Source organism: Paracoccus sp. pheM1 (assembly GCF_018499825.1).
In the GTDB taxonomy this organism is placed as follows: Bacteria; Pseudomonadota; Alphaproteobacteria; order Rhodobacterales; family Rhodobacteraceae; genus Paracoccus; species Paracoccus versutus.
Genome location: NZ_JAGXCX010000002.1, coordinates 1,767,156 through 1,785,401 on the forward strand (window position 1 = coordinate 1,767,156; position 18,246 = coordinate 1,785,401).

The window sequence follows — 18,246 nt, forward strand, 5'->3', positions numbered from 1 at the left end:
TTTTCCCATGGACGGCACCGTTCTGATCGCTGACGACGACCGCACCATCCGCACGGTCCTGACCCAGGCCCTGACCCGCGCGGGCTGCCGGGTCCATGCCACCGGCTCGCTGGCGCAACTCCTGCGCTGGGTCGAGGAGGGGCGGGGCGACCTGGTCATCACCGACGTGATGATGCCCGACGGCAACGGCATCGACATGATCCCGGCGATCCGCAAGGCGCGGCCCGACCTGCCGGTGATCGTGATCTCGGCCCAGAACACCATCGTCACCGCCATCCGCGCCACCGAGGCCGCCGCCTTCGACTACCTGCCCAAGCCCTTCGACCTGCCGGACCTGATGGCGCGGGCGGGCCAGGCGCTGTCGCGGCGGCTGCGCAAGTCCGACCCGGCCCCGGCCCCGGCGGCGCCCGAGACCGGCGCCGATCCGGCCCTGCCGCTGATCGGCCATGCGCCCTCGATGCAGAACCTGTTCCGCATGGTCGCGCGGGTGCTGAACGCCGACCTGCCGGTGATGATCGCGGGCGAGGCGGGGGTGGGCAAGACCGTGGTCGCGCGCTCGTTCCACGACCTGTCGGACCGGCGCGAGGCGGGATTCGTCGTGCTGACCTCGGCCGACCTTTCCGAAGAGACCATTCACGGCACCGCCGACCGCGCCCAGGGCGGCACGCTGCTGATCGAGGATCCGGCCGGCTTCGACGCCGCCGCCCAGGCCCGGCTGATCGGCATGATCGAGGCATGGGAGGTCGGTCCCGGCCGCAACCTGATGCCGCGCCTGATTTCCACCACCGGGCCCGATCCGCAGGCGGACGTGGGCTCCGGGCGGCTGCGGGCGGACCTGTATTACCGGCTGGCGGGAGTGACGATCACCGTGCCGCCGCTGCGCGCCCGGCTGGACGACATCCCGCCGCTGGCGCGCCACCTGCTGGCGCGGGCCGCCGCGCAGGGCCTGCCGCAGCGCACGCTGTCCGAGGGCGCGGCGGCGCTGATCCGCGCCTATCCCTTTCCCGGCAACGTGCGCGAGCTGGAAAACCTGATGCGCCGGCTGGCGCTGACCGCCGCCGCCGCCGAGATCACCGAGGCCGAGGCCCGCACCGCCCTGGCGGAATCCAGCCCCATCGTGCCGCCCGCCCCGGCCGCCGGCCCCGCCGCGGCCCCGGCCGGTCCCGCCGCAGCACCTGTCCCGTCGCTGGGCGAGCCTGCGAACATGCGCCTGGCGCAATCGGTCGAGATGCATCTGCAACGCTATTTCGACCTGCACGGCGACGACCTGCCGCCGCCCGGCCTTTACGACCGCATCCTGCGCGAGATCGAAAAGCCGCTGCTCGAGATCGCGCTGGACGCGACCGGCGGCAATCAGCTGCGTTGTGCCGATCTTCTGGGCATCAATCGCAATACCCTGCGCAAGAAACTGACCGACCTGAATATCGAGGTGACACGGCGCCGCAAACTGATGTAAAACAGCCACAGATGGCCTTGCGAGAGTCGCTTAACGGCCACAGAAAGGCTGCGGCACAGCGGCGAAACCGTGAGGACGGGCAAAGGTGGCGGGAACGCTGTCCAGGGACACATGGGAGCGCGTCGCAAGGCTGCGGCGCCTGCGGCTTTATCGCAATACCGCGACGCTTGGACTTGCCCTGCTGGGGCCGGCGCTGGCGGGCCTGACCTTTGCCGTGATGGGGCCTTTCGCCGGCGCCACCTCGGGCGGGTCTGTGCTGCGGCTGGTGCTGCTGGCGGACCTGCTCTACCTGATCGTGCTGACCGGCCTGGTCGTGGCGCGCATGGCGCGGATCGTCGCGGCGCGGCGCAAGTCGGCGGCGGGCTCGCGGCTGCACATGCGGCTGGTCGGGGTCTTTGCCACCATCGCGCTGGTGCCGACGGTGCTGGTGGCGCTGTTTGCCGGGCTGACGGTGAACATCGGGCTCGAGGGCTGGTTCTCGAACCGGGTGCAGCAGGTGGTCTCGACCTCGCTCTCGGCCGCCGAGGCCTATCAAGACGAGCATCGCCGCGACCTGACCAACGACGCCAAGCTGCTGGCCGGGGCGCTGACCCAGGCCGCGCGGCAGAACCCGATGCTGGACGACGGCGACCTGCGGCTGCTGCTGTCGGACTATCAAAGCCAGATCCAGCGCGGGCTGCGCGAGGCCTATATCGTCGATGGCCGCGGCACCATCCGCGCGCGGGGCGAGCGCAGCTATCAGTTCTGGTACGAGGAACCCTCGCCCGCCCAGTTCGACGAGGCGGCGATGCGGGGCCTGGTACTGATCGAGGATTGGCAGAACAACGAATTCCGCGCCCTGGTGCCGCTGGTGCCGCTGGCCGACCGCTATCTCTACGTCACCCGCGACGTGGACGGCAGCCTGCTGGGCCTGCTGGACGACACCCGGCAGACGGTGGGCGAATACCAGCGGCTGGAACAGGAACGCGGCCGGGTGCTGTTCGAGTTCTCGCTGCTCTACCTGGGCTTTGCGCTGCTTCTCGTGGCGGCGGCGATGTGGCTGGGCCTGTGGTTCGCCGACCGGCTGTCGCGGCCCATCGGCCGACTGGCCGAGGCCTCCGAGCAGGTGGGCGAGGGCAACCTGGACTTCCAGATCCCCGCCCCCGATACCGGCGACGAGATCCAGACCCTGGGCGAAAGCTTCAACCGCATGACCCGGCAGTTGAAGCAGCAGCGCCAGGAACTGGTCGAAAGCTACCGCGCCGCCGACGACCAGCGCCGGCTGTTCGATTCGGTGCTGTCCTCGGTCACGGCCGGGGTGATCGGCCTCGATGCGGCGGGCGAGATCGACTTCCTGAACCGCTCGGCCACCCGGCTGCTGGGCCTCGACCCGGCGACGGCGCATGACCGGCTGCTCTCCGAGGCGGTGCCGGAATTCGCGCCGCTGTTCGAGCGGCTGGCGCAATCGGTCAACGAATCGGTGCAGGACGAGATCCGCCTGACCCGCGAGGGCCGGGTGGAAAGCCTGCTGGTGCGCATGGCGATCCGGCGCGGCGCGGCCGGCGGCCTGGAAGGCTACGTGGTGGCGCTGGACGACGTGACCGACCTGGTCTCGGCGCAGCGCATGGCGGCCTGGGGCGACGTGGCGCGCCGCGTCGCGCATGAGATCAAGAACCCGCTGACCCCGATCCAGCTTTCGGCCGAGCGGCTCAAGCGCAAGTTCGGCCCCATCGCCGGCGAGGAACGCGAGGCGCTGGAGCAATATACCGAGGTCATCATCCGCCAGACCAACGACCTGCGCCGGATCGTGGACGAATTCAGCCGCTTCGCCCGCATGCCCGAACCCGACCGCAAGGAAACCGACATCGCCAAGCTCTTGCGCGATGCCGAGCTGATGCAGCGCGACGCGCTGCAAGGCGCGCTGGTCTCGGACATCCCAGACGAGCCGGTGATCGTCGATGCCGATGCCGGCATGATGCGGCAGGTCTTCACCAACCTGCTGAAGAACGCGGGCGAGGCGCTGGACGAGCTGCGCGCGAACCCGCCCCAGGGCTGGGTGCCGCAGGTCCGCGTCTCGCTGCGCTCGGCCCCCGATGCGGTGACGATCCGCATCGCCGACAACGGGCCCGGCCTGCCGCAGGACCGCACCCGGCTGTTCGAGCCCTATGTGACGATGAAGCCCGGCGGCACCGGCCTCGGCCTGCCGATCGTCAAGAAGATCGTCGAGGAACACGGCGGCAGCCTGATGCTGACCGACACTCCTGAAGGACGCGGCGCCATGGCCGAAATCCGCCTGCCGCGCGAACGCCAGCCGGTGCGGCTTTCCGCGCGCCGCCAGAAAAACGAGCAGGAAGCAATGAAATGAGCGATATTCTGATTGTCGACGACGAGCGGGACATCCGGGAACTGATTTCCGACATCCTGCGCGACGAGGGCTTCTCGACCCGCCTCGCCGCCAATTCCGACCAGGCGGTGGCCGAGCTGAACGCGGCCGAACCGGCGCTGATGATCCTCGACATCTGGCTCAAGGACAGCAAGATGGACGGGATCGACATCCTCAAGCAGGTCAAGCGCAACAATCCCGAGGTGCCGGTGGTCATCATCTCGGGCCATGGCAATATCGAGATCGCGGTGGCGGCGATCAAGCAGGGCGCCTACGACTTCATCGAGAAGCCCTTCAACATCGACCAGCTGCTGGTGGTGATCCGCCGCGCCATGGAGACGGCGCGCCTGCGCCGCGAGAACTCGACGCTGAAGCGCGGCGAGGCGCGGGCGGCCGAGATGCTGGGCAATTCGGCGCCCTTCCGCAGGCTGCGCGAACAGCTCGACAAGGTGGCGAAATCGAACGGCCGGGTCATGCTGACCGGCGAGCCGGGGGCGGGCAAGGAAATCGCCGCGCGCTATGTCCACGCCCAAAGCCCGCGCGCCCGCGAGCCCTTCGTCACCGTGCCCTGCGCCACCATCGAGCCCGAGCACATGGAAGAGGTGCTCTTCGGCCGCGAAACCCCCGAGCGCGGCATCGAGGCGGGCCTGCTGGAACAGGCGCATGGCGGCGTGATCTATTTCGACGAGGTGGCGGACATGCCGCTGGGCACCCAGCCCAAGATCCTGCGCGTGCTGACCGAGCAGCAGTTCCAGCGCGCCGGCGGCACCGACAAGGTGCGGGTGGACCTGCGGGTGATCTCCTCGACCAACCGCGACCTTTCGGCCGAGATCGCCGCCGGCCGCTTCCGTCAGGAGCTTTACGACCGGCTGAACGTGGTGCCGGTGGCGGTGCCCTCGCTGGCCGAGCGGCGCGACGACATCCCGCTGCTGGCCACGCATTTCATCGAGCAGTTCCATGCGGCCCAGGGCCTGCCGGCGCGCGCGCTGCCCGAGGAGACCTGCGCCGCGCTGCAGGCGATGAACTGGCCGGGCAATATTCGCCAGTTGCGCAACGTGATCGAGCGGGTGCTGATCCTGGGCGACGGCACCGGGCCGATCCAGCCCTCGGAACTGGAAGGCCAGAACGGCAGCACCAGCACCAGCGAGGCCCTGGCGCTCGGCCCGCAGATCACCAGCCTGGCGCTGCGCGAGGCGCGCGAACTCTTCGAGCGGGAATACCTGCTGGCGCAGATCAACCGCTTCGGCGGCAATATCAGCCGCACGGCGCAATTCGTCGGCATGGAGCGCTCGGCGCTGCATCGCAAGCTCAAGTCGCTCGGCGTCGTCGGCGGCATGCGCGTCGAGGAGGAGCTGATGGGGAAATGATGGCGGTGCCATGCCGGTGGCGCGGTCGCATGGGTATTTATGGAACAGAGAAGGCCGGAAACTGCGCCCCGGCCACCCCCACGGTTCAGGCGGGACAGGTTTTGGCCAAATGACCGGGGCGACTTCTCCGTTCGCGGTCATCGGCTCCCCAGCCTGTACCGCGCAACCAGGCTAGGCGCAAAAGATTGAAAAACCCTTAACGACTTCTTCGTTCTGCAAATACCCATGCGACCGTCCAGCACGCATCAAAGGCGCACGGGTGGTCCTGACGCTTTCCCTGTATCCGTCGCCCGCGCCGCGCGCTAGGATCGCGCCTCACGAAGGGCATGAACCGGGGCCGGAATGAAGATCATCATCTGCGGGGCGGGGCAGGTCGGCTGGCACATCGCACGCCATCTTGCGGGCGAGCGCAACGATGTCACCATCATCGACACCAGTGCCGAGCTGATCCGGCGCGCCACCGATGCGCTGGACGTGCAGGGCGTGACCGGCTTTGCCAGCCATCCCGACGTGCTGGACCGGGCGGGGGCGCGGGACGCAGACCTGATCATCGCCGCAACCCATTCGGACGAGGTCAACATGGTCACCTGCCAGGTCGCCCATTCCGTCTTCCAGGTGCCGCGCAAGATCGCGCGGCTGCGCAGCTCGGCCTATCTGGATGCGATCTATTCCGATCTCTACCGCACCGACCACCTGCCCATCGACGTCGTCATCAGCCCCGAGCGCGAGGTGGCGCGCGCGGCGATGCAGCGGCTTTCGGCGCCCTCGACCTTCGATGCCGAGACCTTCCTCGAGGGGCGGCTGCATCTGCTGGGGATCTCGCTCGAGCCCGACAGCCCGGTGCTGAACACGCCCCTGCGCCAGCTCAACGACATGTTCATCAGCCTCAGCGCCATCGTGGCGGGGGTGCGGCGCGGCGGCAAGCTGTTCGCGCCCGAGCCGGGCGACCAGCTTTTCGAGGGCGACCAGGTCTATGTCTTCACCCTGGCCGAGGACGTGCCGCGCACGCTGGAGATCTTCGGCAAGCCCATGGCCAAGCAGGAAAGCGTGGTCATCATCGGCGCGGGCAACGTGGGCCTTGCCGTCGCCCAATCGCTCGAGGCGCGCCCCGAGCGCATCCGCGTCAAGCTGATCGAGCGCAGCCGCGCCCGTGCCGAGGATGCCGCCGATGCGCTGAACCGCACCATCGTGCTGAACGGCGACGGGCTGTCGGCCGAATTGCTGGAGGAGGCCGCCGTGCCGCGCGCCGATGCGGTCCTGGCCATCACCGACGACGACAAGACCAACATCCTGGCCGCGGTGCGCGCCAAGCAGGCAGGGGCGAAGCTCGCGATCTCTCTGGTCAACGACCCCACGCTGATGTCGCTGATGGAGCCCCTGGACATCGACGCCTTCATCAACCCGCGTGCCAGCACCGTCTCGACCATCCTGCGCCATATCCGCCACGGGCGGGTGCGCGACATCTATTCCATCGGCGATGCCGAGGCCGAGGTGATCGAGGCGCAGGTGCTGTCGACCTCGCCCATCGCCGGGCGGGCCGTGCGCGACATCGACTTTCCCGAAGGCGCGCTGATGGGCGCGGTGCGCAAGGGCGACCGCGTGGTCAAGCCCACGGGCGACCTGCGCATCGAGGAGGGCGACATCGTGGTGATCTTTGCCCTCGTCTCCGACATCCCCGAGGTCGAGCGCCTGCTTCAGGTCTCGATCGACTTCTTCTGAGTGCCGGGATGAGACTGCTGCTGCGCCTGCCGCTGATCGTGATCCTGGGGGGGGTCGGCGCACTGGCCATGGTGCTGCCGGGGCTCTACGCCCATGCGCTGGACGAGCACAAGACCGGCTCGATCTTCCTGGGTGCGGCGGGGATCTTCGTGATCCTGGCCGCGATCGTGGGCTTGGCCACCGCCGACCGGCCCGAAGGGCCGCGGGCGCGTAGCGTGCTTCTGACCATGCTGGGCACCATGGTCCTGCTGCCCGCCATGCTGGCCGTGCCCTTTGCCATGGCCCTGCCCGACACCGGCTTCTTCAATGCCTGGTGGGAGATGATCTCCTGCCTGACCACCACCGGCGCCTCGCTCTACTCGGCCGACCTGCTGCCGGCGCCGCTGCACCTGTGGCGCGCCATCGTCGGCTGGCTGGGCGGGCTGTTCATGCTGGTCGCGGCCATTGCGCTGCTGGCGCCGCTGCGGGTGGGGGGCTTCGAGATCATGTCCTCGCCCTATGGCCGCAGCGAAAGGTTCGAGCGGCTGCCGCGTTCGGCCGAGCCCTCGATCCTGGGCCAGCGGTCGCATCCCGCCTTCCAGACCGAACTGGCCGACCCGGTGCATCGGGTGATGCGGGCGGGCAGGGTGGTGTTGCCGGTCTATGCCGGGCTGACGCTGCTGATGTGGACGCTGCTTCTGATGCTGGGCGAGACCGGGCTGGTGGCGCTGACCCGCGCCATGGGCACGCTGTCGACCAGCGGCATCAGCCCCGTCGCCGGCCCCGCCGGGCAGGGCAGCGGCATGGCCGGCGAGGTGGTGATCTTCCTGTTCCTGATCCCCGCGCTGTCGCGCCGCTTCTGGCCCGGCGGGGGCGAGCTGAAGGCCAGCGAGAGCTGGATCGAGGATCCCGAGCTGCGCATGGCCGCGGGCGTGGTGCTGCTGGTTTCGGCCCTGCTGTTCGCGCGGCATTTCGCCGGGGCCATCGGCGTTTCCCCGACCGGGGCCAAGGGGGTTCTGGACACGCTCGACAGCGCCGCCTCGGCCGCCTGGGGCGGGATCTTCAACGGGCTGAGCTATCTGACCACGACCGGCTGGAACTCGGTCGAATGGCAGGGCGCGCGCAACTGGTCGGGGCTGAGTTCCCCCGGCCTGATGCTGGCCGGGCTGGCGATGATGGGCGGCGGCGTCGCCACCACCGCGGGCGGCGTCAAGCTGCTCCGGGTCTATGCGCTGGCCCGCCATTCCGAGCGCGAGCTGGAGCGGATCGTGCATCCCGCCTCGGTCGGCGGCGGCGGGCTGATGGCGCGGCGGCTGCGGCGCGAGGGGGCCTATCTGGCCTTCATCTTCTTCATGCTGTTCGCCAGTTCCATCGCGGTGACGGTGATGCTGATCTCGCTGCAGCGGATCGAGTTCGATTCGGCCACCATCCTGTCCATCGCGGCGCTGACCAATACCGGCCCGCTGGCCGGGGCGATTCCGCTGACCCCGACCTTCCAGGGCTCGGCCGGCATGGCGGGGGCGCCATGGGCGGGCTGGGCCGGGCTGCCGGCGCTGACCAAGGCGGTGCTGGCCGGCGCCATGGTCGTCGGCCGGGTCGAGACGCTGGCGATCCTGGCGCTGGTTTCGCCCGAATATTGGCGGCGCTAGGCGGGATCACATGCTTGCAAGCCGCCGCCCGCTCGCCTAAGTCTTGAAAACCAGCGATAAGAACAAGGTGCATCGAATGGCCGGCGACAAACAGAACCTCCAGGACGCTTTTCTGAACCATGTCCGCAAGGGCAAGGTTCCGGTGACGATTTTTCTTATCAATGGTGTGAAACTGCAGGGCGTCATTACCTGGTTCGACAATTTCTGCGTGCTTCTGCGCCGCGACGGGCAGTCGCAACTGGTCTACAAGCACGCCATCTCGACCATCATGCCGGGGCAGCCGATCAGCCTCTATGAGGGCGAGGACTGATTGGGCGAACCGACGGAAACCCGCGAGCGCCCGACACGCGCCTATGTGATCCATCCCGATCTGGGCAATTCGCGCACCCGCCGCTCGCCCGAACTGGCGCTTGAGGAAGCCGTGGCCCTGGCCCATGCGCTGCCCGCCATCGAGGTGGCCGGGGCCGAGGTGACGCGGCTGCGCAGCCCCGATCCGGGCATGCTGTTCTCCAAGGGCAAGCGCGAAGAGATCGGCCAGCACCTGAAGGCCGCCGCCGAGGGCGAGGGGGCCGAGCTGGTGCTGATCGACGGGCCGGTGACGCCGGTCCAGCAGCGCAACCTGGAAAAGGAATGGGGCGTCAAGATCCTGGACCGCACCGGGCTGATCCTCGAGATCTTCGCCGACCGGGCGCAGACGCGCGAGGGCGTGTTGCAGGTGGAACTGGCGGCGCTGGCCTATCAGCGCACCCGGCTGGTCCGGGCCTGGACCCACCTGGAACGCCAGCGCGGCGGACTGGGCTTCGTAGGCGGCCCCGGCGAGACGCAGATCGAGGCCGACCGCCGCGCCATCGACGAGCAGGTGGTGCGCCTGCGCCGGCAGCTCGAGCGCGTGGTCAAGACCCGCGAGCTGCACCGCAAGGCCCGCGCCAAGGTGCCCTATCCCATCGTGGCGTTGGTCGGCTACACGAACGCGGGAAAATCCACGCTGTTCAACCGCTTGACCGGGGCCGAGGTCCTGGCCCAGGACCAGCTTTTCGCCACGCTGGACCCGACCATGCGGCAGATGGTGCTGCCCGGCGGCCGGCGGGTGATCCTGTCGGATACGGTGGGCTTCATCAGCGACCTGCCGCATGAGCTGGTGGCCGCCTTCCGCGCCACGCTGGAAGAGGTGCTGGCCGCCGACCTGATCCTGCATGTGCGCGACATCAGCCATCCCGAGACCGAGGAGCAGGCCGGCGACGTGGGCGAGATCCTCGATTCGCTGGGCGTCGAGGAGGACGTGCCGCTGATCGAGGTCTGGAACAAGATCGACGCGCTGTCGCCCGAGACCCGCGCCGCCCTGCGGCGCACCGATGCGCGGACCCAGGGCGTGCAGGCGATCTCGGCCCTCTCGGGCGAGGGGCTGGACGATTTGCTGGCCGCCATCGAGGCGCGGCTGGCCGAGGCCCTGGACGAGCCGCGCCGCGAGGCCGAACTGGTGTTGCCGCATTCGGACGGCCGGCGCCGGGCCTGGCTGCATGAGCAGGGCGTGATCGTCGCCGAGGAGGTGGCCGAAGAGGGCGTGCGGCTGCGGCTGCGCTGGACGGATCGGCAAAGGGCGGCCTTCGAGGGGCTTTGACAGCCTCTCGGCCGCGGCGAGCATGGGGCCTTGGCTTGCCGAAGCCCGCGCGGCGGCGGCACACCCGCCCCGGCGAGCCTTTGCGCCATCGGGTCTTTCATCTGCGTCCCGATTTCCGTGATCCCATTGCCGCGGTCCGCAAAGCGGCCTCTTGTCGAAGCCCGCGATGGTGGCGCAACTGCGCGAGCCGGCGGGCTTTTTTACGTTAACCCTCGGCCTTTTCCGACGGGGCGCGACGCCGTTTTCCCGTCGCCGGTTTGGCGTGCCGGGTTCCCATGCAGGAACCGCGCGGGGGCGTTTACGCCACCAGAATGCGCGGGGTTCAGCCAGCCGGGCGATTGCCGGGGCGGCTGCGGCTTTCTTGCATCAGCGCCCGATAGGCCTGGGGCGTGCGGCCGGTAGCGGCCAGGAAGGCGCGCATGAAATGGCCAAGCCCGCTGTAACCCAGCCGGTCCGCGATCTCGGCCACCGGCTGGGTGCCGTCGCGCAGCGCCTCGGTCGCGCATTGCAGCCGCAGGTCGTAGAGCAGCTCCAGCGCGCTGCGTCCCCGGCTCAGCCGGCAGGCGCGGTCCAGCTGCGCCAGCGAGCAGCCCAGCTGCCGCGCCAGTTCGGCGATGGTCTGGCCGGATTGCAGCTCGGCCCGCGCCAGTTGCAGGAAATGCCCGGACAGCGCCCGCGCCTCGGCCAGGCTGGCGGGCGAGGGGGCGGATCGGCCCCCGCCGGGCCCCTCGTCCAGCCGCGACAGCACCGTGGCGATCTGCGCCAGTTCGCGCGCGGTGGCGGCATCCTGCACCTTGTCGCGCGGCGCCCTTGATCCCAGCGCGGCCATGGCCCGATCCAGCAGATCCGCATCCGCGCCCGCCGGCAGGCCGTGGCGCATCTGCGCGGGCAGCGCCAGGCCGCGGCACAGGGCGGGCGGGATCAGCAGCGCCAGTCCCCGCACCTCGGGCGGCGGCTTCAGCGAAAAGGCGGTGCCCGCGGGGATGAAGGCGACGCGGCCGGCCGGCAGCGCATGGTGGTGGCGCGGGAACATGATCGCGACCATGCCGCCGGTCGGGCGAAGCAGCACATGGTCGCCGCGGACCCGCGGGCTGCGCGGCGCAGCCGGGCTTCGCACCGGCCCGCCCCAGTGAAGGCCGGCCAGCGGGATCAGCCGCAGCCCGTCGCCCGCCCGGCCCTGCGGCAGCAGGGAACGGGGCCGGGGCCCGCCCGCATCGGCCAGCCCGACCACGGTGGGCGACAGGACCGACGGGCGGCCCGCGGGGGCGGCAGGCGCCGGCAGCCGGGGATCGGTATCCGCCGGTTCGAGGATCGTGCCGATATTGACGCCCGCCGCGGCCAGCCGCGCCAGGACGGGATCGGGCGGGACGATGCGGTGGCGGGCTTCATCCATCAGCCGCGGCTTTCAGCGAATCCATGACCAAAGGCTATCCTCATGACGCGAGTCGATGAAGGATATAGTCATCCCAGGGTTGCTAAAAGATTAATATGTCTTGCCCTGCTTGCGCGGTGCGTCGGTCAGGGGATCAATGCTGAGATAGAGCCTCCGCGTGCCCTCCTGCTTGCGCGGGCGCGCCGGTCAGGGGCCGATGCCGATGCGGGGCCAGTCCCCCAGCCGCCCGCGAAAGAAGCTGCGCTGCGCCTTGGCATATTGCCGGGTGGCGATGACCGCGCGCCGGATCGCCTCGTCCAGGTCGATCTCGCCTCGTAGATGCGCGACCAGTTCCGGCGCGCCGATGGCCTTGGCCCAAAGCGCATCGGGGCTCCAACGCGGCAGCAGGGCGCGCACCTCGTCCAGCGCGCCCTGGTCCAGCATCAGCCGGAAGCGGCGGTCGATGCGCCCGGCCAGCCAGTCGCGGTCGGGGTCCAGCACCAAGAGATGCGCGGCGGCGGGGTCGATCAGCGGCGGCGGCGTCTCGGCCTGCCAGGCGGCGATGCCGCGGCCGGTGGTGGTCAGCACCTCCCAGGCGCGCTGGACGCGCACCGGGTTTTTCAGGTCGATGCGGGCGCGGGTCGGGGTGTCCAGATCCGCGACCATGCGCGCCAATCCGCCGGGCTCGCGCAGCAGCTGGTCGGCCCAGGCGCGGATTTCCGGCGGGGTGGCGGGAATCGCCGCCAGCCCGCGGCTGAGCGCGTTCAGGTAAAGCCCGGTCCCGCCGGTCACGATCAGCCGGCCGCGGTCCAGCAGCGCCGCCACCTCGGCCAGCCAGGCGCCGACGGAATAGTCGCGGCCCGGCGCGACATGGCCGTAAAGCGCATGCGGCGCGCGCGCCTCGTCCTCTGCCGTGGGCCGGGCGGTCAGCACGCGCCAGCAGGACCAGACCTGCAAGGCGTCGGCATTGACGATGGTGCCGCCCTGGTGCTCGGCAATCTCCAGCGCCAGGGCGGATTTGCCGCTGGCGGTGGGTCCGGCGATCAGGACATGGCGCGCCGGGTCCAGCCCGGCCAGGATCGGGTGACGCAGGGTCATTTCGGGTCGGGTCGGCAGTGGTTGAACATGGGGCCTGTTTGCGACATTTTGCCCGGCAATGAAACTGCCGCAAAAAAGGTGAACCATGTCGGAAAGCGCGTCCAAGACCCGCGGAAGCTATTCGCGCGTGATGCTGAAGATTTCGGGCGAGGCGCTGATGGGGGACCAGGGTTATGGCCTGCACCCGCCGACCGTCGCCCGCATCGCGCAGGAGGTCAAATCCGTCCACGACATGGGCGTCGAGATCTGCATGGTCATCGGTGGCGGCAATATCTTCCGCGGCCTCCAGGGCAGCGCGCAGGGCATGGAGCGGGCGACCGCCGACTACATGGGCATGCTGGCGACGGTGATGAACGCGCTGGCCATGCAGGCGGCGCTGGAGGCGCTGAAGATCCATACCCGCGTGATCTCGGCCATCCGCATGGACGAGGTGGCCGAGCCCTATATCCGCCGCCGCGCCGTCCGGCATCTGGAGAAGAAGCGCGTCTGCATCTTCGCCGCCGGCACCGGCAACCCCTATTTCACCACCGACACCGCCGCCACGCTGCGTGCCAACGAGATGAATTGCGAGGCGATCTTCAAGGGCACCAAGGTCGATGGCGTCTATGACAAGGATCCGAACAAATTCCCCGACGCGCGGCGCTATGACGACGTGACCTATGACGAGGTGCTGCAAAAGCACCTGGGGGTCATGGATGCCTCGGCCATCGCGCTGGCGCGCGACAACGACCTGCCCATCATCGTCTTCTCGCTGGACGAACCGGGCGGTTTCCGCGGGATTCTGGCCGGCACCGGCACATATACGCGCGTGCATGGCTGAAAAACCCGTATAGGCTTTGCCATGCCGGCGCGGCTCGGCTAAAAGCGGCGAAAATCACAGCACAGAGGCCATGACCGAGCATGTCCGACGAGATCGAGATAGACACCGACGACCTGGAACGCCGCATGAAGGGCGCGATGGAATCCCTGCGCCATGAATTCGCCTCGCTGCGCACCGGCCGCGCCTCGGCCAGCATGGTCGAGCCGATCATGGTCGACGCCTATGGCTCGCCCACGCCGATCAACCAGATCGGCACGGTGAACGTGCCCGAGCCGCGCATGGTCACGATCAACATCTGGGACAAGGCGCTGGTCGGCAAGGCCGAGAAGGCGATCCGCGAATCGGGCCTGGGCATCAACCCGCAGCTGAACGGCACCATCATCATGCTGCCGATCCCCGAGCTGAACGAGGAGCGCCGGCGCGAACTGACCCGCGTCGCCGCGCAATATGCCGAACACGCCCGCGTCGCCATCCGCAACGTGCGCCGCGACGGCATGGACCAGATCAAGAAGGCCAAGTCTTCGGGCATGTCCGAGGACGACCAGAAATTCTGGGAGGGCGCCGTGCAGGAACTGACCGACAAGATGATCGCCTCGGTGGACCAGGCGCTCGAGGCCAAGCAAGCCGAAATCATGCAGGTCTGACGCATGGCCGAGATCGCAGCCAGCCTGTCCAAGCCCGGCGGAGGGGACCAGCGGCCCCGTCATGTCGCCATCATCATGGATGGCAACGGCCGCTGGGCCAAGAACCGGGGCTGGCCGCGGCTGGTCGGGCATCGGCGCGGCGCCGAGCGCGTGAAGCAGATCGTGCGCGCCTGCCCCGACCTGGGGGTGAACTGGCTGACGGTCTATGCCTTCTCGACCGAGAACTGGAAGCGCTCGACCGAGGAGGTGCTGGGCCTGATGGGCATCTTCGCCCGCTATATCGAGCGCGAGGCCGACGGGCTTTCCGCCGAGGGCGTGCGCATGCGCTTCATCGGCGGGCGCGAGCGGCTGGAGCCCAAGCTGCAGCGGCTGATGGCCGGGATCGAGACCCGCACCGCCGGCAACACCCGGCTGAACCTGACCGTGGCGATCAATTACGGCGGCCGCGACGAGCTGACCCGTGCCGCGGCGCGGCTGGCCGGCCGCATCGCGCGGGGCGAGGTGGCCGAGCCGACCGAGGCCGACCTGGCCGATTGCCTGGACACCGCCGGCCATCCCGACCCGGACCTGGTGATCCGCACCTCGGGCGAGACGCGGACCTCGAATTTCCTGCCCTTCCAGGCGGCCTATTCGGAATATGAGTTCACCAAGACGCTCTGGCCGGATTTCACGCCCGAGCATCTGGCCGAGATCCTCGACCGCTACGGGCTGCGCGAACGGCGCTTCGGCGGCGCATGAGCGGGGGCGGGCCACGGCCGGGCCGGCTGCGCGGCGCCTTGCAGCGCGGGCGCGACAAATGGGCCGACCTGTGGCCGCGCCTGCTGTCGGGCGTGGTGCTGGCGGTGCTGGGGCTGCTGCTCCTGCTGTCCTCGGGGCTGTGGATCCGTCTGGGCGTCTCGGTCGTGATCGGGGTGATGATGTGGGAACTGGCGCGGCTGACCGGCTGGCGCCACCCCGAGTTCCGCAGCCCGCGCCACCCGGTGCTGATCGGCATCCTGTCGGGGCTGGTGATGCTGGCCATGCTGGTGCTGCCGGGCGACTGGCCGATGGCGCTGGCGCTGGTGCCGATGATCGCCGGCTGGCACGGCACGCATGAACACGAACGCCCGGCCTATCTGCTGTTCACCCTGGCGATCCTGGGCGCGGGCTATGCGCTGGTGGTGATCCGCGAGGTGATGGGCCTGCCGACGCTGGCCTGGATCGTCGGCACCGTGGTGCTGTCGGACGTGCTGGGCTATTTCATCGGCCGCCGCTTTGGCGGTCCGCGCTTCTGGCCCGCCATCAGCCCCAAGAAGACCTGGAGCGGCACCATCGCCGGCTGGGTGGGCGCGCTGGTTCTGGCGCTGGTCCTGCTGCTGGCCGGGCAGGCGCCCTGGCCGGTGCTGGTGCTGGGCCCGCTGCTGGCGCTGGCCGGGCAGTTCGGCGACATCGCGGAAAGCTGGCTCAAGCGCCGGGTCGGGGTCAAGGACAGTTCCGACCTGATCCCCGGCCACGGCGGGGCGATGGATCGGTTCGACGCCATGGCCGGGGCGCTGCTGGTGGCGCTTGTGTTGTTGATCGGCAATCTTTTACCCGTGATCGGAGGCTGAGAGCATGCGCAGCATATCGGTGCTGGGCGCGACCGGGTCGGTCGGCGAAAGCGCGTTCGATCTGGTGATGCGAGCCGGCGGGCCCGAGCGGTTCCGCACCATTGCCCTGACCGGCGGCGCCAATGTCGCGCGCCTGGCCCAGATGGCCCGCGCGCTGCGGGCCGAGATCGCCGTCACCGCCTGGCCGCAATGCCTGGCCGAGCTGCGCGCGGCGCTGGCCGGCAGCGGCATCGAGGCCGCCGCGGGGCCGCGGGCCGTGGCCGAGGCCGCCGCGCGTCCCGCCGACTGGACGCTTTCCGCCATCGTCGGCGCCGCCGGCCTGCCGCCGGGGCTGGAGGTGCTGAACCGCGGCGGCACGCTGGCGCTTGCCAACAAGGAAACCCTGGTCGCCGCCGGGCCGCTGGTCATGTCCCGCGCCCGCGAGACCGGCGCCCGCATCCTGCCGGTCGATTCCGAACATTCCGCTATATTCCAGGCGCTTCAGGGCGAAGACCTCGAAAGCGTCGAGCATGTGACCATCACCGCCTCGGGCGGCGCCTTCCGCGACTGGCCGCTGGAGCGGCTGGCGCAGGCAAGCGTGGCCGAGGCCAGCCGGCATCCGAACTGGGACATGGGCCAGCGCATCACCATCGACAGCGCCAGCATGTTCAACAAGGCGCTGGAAGTCATCGAGGCGCATGAGTTCTTTGGCCTTGGCGTCGAGCGGTTGCGGGTGCTGGTGCATCCGCAGTCGATCATCCATGCCATGGTCACGCATCGCGACGGTGGCAGCATCGCGCATCTGGGGGCGCCGGACATGCGCCATGCCATCGGCTATGCGCTGAACTGGCCGGCGCGCGCGCCGCTGCCGGTGCCGGCGCTGGACCTGGCGGCGCTTGGCAGCCTGACCTTTGCCCAGCCGGACGAGGCGCGCTGGCCCGCCCTGCGCCTGGCGCGCGAGGCGATCGAGGCGGGCGGCGCCGCCGGCGCGGTGCTGAACGCCGCCAAGGAACAGGCGCTGGACGATTTCATCGCCGGGCGCATCCGCTTTACCGACATGGCCCCGGCGGTCGAGCATGCGCTGGCGCTGGCCGCGCGCGAGGCGGGTTTCGGGCAAAGCCCGCGCGACCTTGCCGAGGTGCTGCATTGGGACGGCTTCGCCCGGCGTGCGGCGGCGCAATGGCAGGGGGCGGCATGAGCCTGGTTCTGGACGCGATGGGCGGATTCCTCTGGACCGCGGCGGCCTTTGTCGTCGCGCTGTCGGTCATCGTCACCGTGCATGAATATGGCCATTACATCGTCGGCCGGCTTTGCGGCATCAAGGCCGAGTGCTTTTCGCTGGGCTTCGGGCCGCGGCTGGTCTCGCGCCGCGACCGGCATGGCACGCTGTGGCAGGTGGCGGCAGTCCCGCTGGGCGGCTATGTGCGCTTCCTGGGCGATGCGGATGCGGCCAGCGCCGGCTCGGTGCCGGTCGAGCCGGCCCGTGCGCGCCAAAGCCTGACCGGCGCGCCGCTCTGGGCGCGCTTCGCCACCGTGGCGGCGGGTCCGGTCTTCAACTTCGCGCTGTCGATCCTGGTCTTTGCCGGCATGGCGATCTGGCAAGGACTGCCGGTCGAGGAGGTCGAGGTAGGCCGGCTGCACCCGACGCCGCCCGGCATCGAGATGCAGCTGCAGACCGGCGACCGCGTCCTGGCGCTGGACGGCCGGCCGGTCGAAAGCTGGCGCGACCTCGGCACGGCCGCGGCCGACCTGCCCGCGCGGGCCAGCCACGACTGGACCGTGCTGCGCGACGGCGCGCGGATCACCGTGCCCGGCCCGCATCCGATGCCGCCGCTGGTCATCGGCATTGCGCCGCGCAGCCCGGCGGCCACGGCGGGGCTGAAGCCGGGCGACGTGATCCTGGCCATGGACGGCGCCCCCGTCTCGCGCTTCGACGAGCTGCGCGAGCATGTGGCCAAGGCCGAGGGCCGGCCGGTGCTGCTGAAGGTCTGGCGCGAGGGCGAGGGCGAGGCCGACTATACCCTGGCCGCGCGCGAGCAGGATCTGCCCACCGACGACGGCTATACCCGGCGCTGGCTGATCGGCGTGACCGGCGGCGGCACCTATTTCGAGCCGGCGACCCGGCCCGCCGGCGCCGCCGAGGCGCTGGGGATCGGCGCCGCGCGCACCTGGGACATCATCGCCTCCTCCGTCTCGGGGCTCTGGGCGATGATCACCGGCCAGATCGGCAGCTGCAACCTGGGCGGCGCGATCTCGATCGCCGAGACCACGGGGCAGGCGGCTTCGGCGGGGGGCAGCAACTTCATCTGGTGGATCGCGGTGCTGTCGGCGGCCATCGGTTTCCTGAACCTGTTGCCGGTGCCGGTGCTGGATGGCGGGCACCTGATGTTCTATCTCTACGAGGCCGTGGCGGGGCGGCGCCCCTCGGACCGGGTGATGGACATCCTGTCGGCGCTGGGGCTGGCGGCGGTTCTGTCGCTGATGGTTCTGGGCCTCACCAACGATCTTTTCTGCCCCTGAGCGGCGCTAGGCTTTTGACAGCATGGCCCGCTTCGCGGTATCCATCGGGGCAAATATGGCGGGGCAAACCCGCC

At 69.8% G+C, this 18,246-nt stretch carries 15 protein-coding genes; 13 read left to right on the forward strand and 2 right to left on the reverse strand.

The window, feature by feature from the left end:
- Positions 1–7: 7 nt before the first annotated feature.
- The 7 genes from KF941_RS22685 to hflX all read left to right on the forward strand — a co-directional run bounded on the left by KF941_RS22685 (position 8) and on the right by hflX (position 10,150).
- Positions 8–1,456 (forward strand): sigma-54 dependent transcriptional regulator, encoded by a 1,449-nt coding sequence (locus KF941_RS22685; RefSeq protein WP_214274580.1) that lies wholly within the window; start codon positions 8–10, stop codon positions 1,454–1,456.
- A gap of 85 nt (positions 1,457–1,541) precedes the next feature.
- A complete protein-coding gene (locus KF941_RS22690; RefSeq protein ID WP_114535482.1) occupies positions 1,542–3,800 on the forward strand; it encodes a PAS domain-containing sensor histidine kinase in 2,259 nt (752 codons plus the stop codon).
- Entirely contained in the window at positions 3,797–5,185 is a 1,389-nt protein-coding gene (locus KF941_RS22695) for a sigma-54 dependent transcriptional regulator (protein ID WP_036754721.1), read from the forward strand. Before KF941_RS22690 ends, KF941_RS22695 begins: the two co-directional genes overlap by 4 nt.
- A gap of 342 nt (positions 5,186–5,527) precedes the next feature.
- A complete protein-coding gene (trkA, locus tag KF941_RS22700) occupies positions 5,528–6,904 on the forward strand; it encodes a Trk system potassium transporter TrkA (RefSeq protein ID WP_214274581.1) in 1,377 nt (458 codons plus the stop codon).
- Positions 6,905–6,912: 8 nt separating this feature from the next.
- A complete protein-coding gene (locus KF941_RS22705) occupies positions 6,913–8,532 on the forward strand; it encodes a potassium transporter TrkG (protein WP_214274582.1) in 1,620 nt (539 codons plus the stop codon).
- 76 nt (positions 8,533–8,608) lie between these two features.
- Positions 8,609–8,842, forward strand: a complete 234-nt coding sequence (hfq, locus tag KF941_RS22710) for an RNA chaperone Hfq (protein ID WP_010394165.1) — start codon at positions 8,609–8,611, stop codon at positions 8,840–8,842.
- A complete protein-coding gene (hflX, locus tag KF941_RS22715; protein ID WP_072462782.1) occupies positions 8,843–10,150 on the forward strand; it encodes a GTPase HflX in 1,308 nt (435 codons plus the stop codon). It abuts the gene before it with no gap.
- A gap of 322 nt (positions 10,151–10,472) precedes the next feature.
- Here hflX and KF941_RS22720 read toward each other — a convergent pair whose 3' ends face one another.
- Both KF941_RS22720 and miaA read right to left on the reverse strand, forming a co-directional pair.
- Complete coding sequence (locus tag KF941_RS22720) at positions 10,473–11,543, reverse strand: AraC family transcriptional regulator (protein ID WP_214274583.1); 1,071 nt, start codon at positions 11,541–11,543, stop codon at positions 10,473–10,475.
- Positions 11,544–11,729: 186 nt separating this feature from the next.
- Positions 11,730–12,620 (reverse strand): tRNA (adenosine(37)-N6)-dimethylallyltransferase MiaA, encoded by an 891-nt coding sequence (miaA, locus tag KF941_RS22725; protein ID WP_214274584.1) that lies wholly within the window; start codon positions 12,618–12,620, stop codon positions 11,730–11,732.
- Between the two features lie 85 nt (positions 12,621–12,705).
- On the opposite strand from miaA, the gene pyrH reads away from it, so the two are divergent.
- The 6 genes from pyrH (at position 12,706) to rseP (ending at position 18,172) form a co-directional block, all read left to right on the forward strand.
- The gene (pyrH, locus tag KF941_RS22730) at positions 12,706–13,440 is read left to right on the forward strand and encodes a UMP kinase (protein WP_024844453.1); all 735 of its coding nucleotides are present in this window, start codon (positions 12,706–12,708) and stop codon (positions 13,438–13,440) included.
- Positions 13,441–13,520: 80 nt separating this feature from the next.
- Entirely contained in the window at positions 13,521–14,084 is a 564-nt protein-coding gene (frr, locus tag KF941_RS22735; RefSeq protein ID WP_072462785.1) for a ribosome recycling factor, read from the forward strand.
- Between the two features lie 3 nt (positions 14,085–14,087).
- Positions 14,088–14,822 carry a polyprenyl diphosphate synthase gene (uppS, locus tag KF941_RS22740; RefSeq protein WP_036754704.1) on the forward strand — a complete coding sequence of 245 codons (735 nt, stop codon included), beginning with the start codon at positions 14,088–14,090 and terminating at the stop codon, positions 14,820–14,822.
- Positions 14,819–15,673 (forward strand): phosphatidate cytidylyltransferase, encoded by an 855-nt coding sequence (locus KF941_RS22745; protein WP_214274585.1) that lies wholly within the window; start codon positions 14,819–14,821, stop codon positions 15,671–15,673. Before uppS ends, KF941_RS22745 begins: the two co-directional genes overlap by 4 nt.
- A 4-nt stretch (positions 15,674–15,677) precedes the next feature.
- Positions 15,678–16,850, forward strand: a complete 1,173-nt coding sequence (gene dxr, locus KF941_RS22750; RefSeq protein WP_036754701.1) for a 1-deoxy-D-xylulose-5-phosphate reductoisomerase — start codon at positions 15,678–15,680, stop codon at positions 16,848–16,850.
- Entirely contained in the window at positions 16,847–18,172 is a 1,326-nt protein-coding gene (rseP, locus tag KF941_RS22755) for an RIP metalloprotease RseP (RefSeq protein WP_072462789.1), read from the forward strand. Before dxr ends, rseP begins: the two co-directional genes overlap by 4 nt.
- Positions 18,173–18,246: the final 74 nt, after the last annotated feature.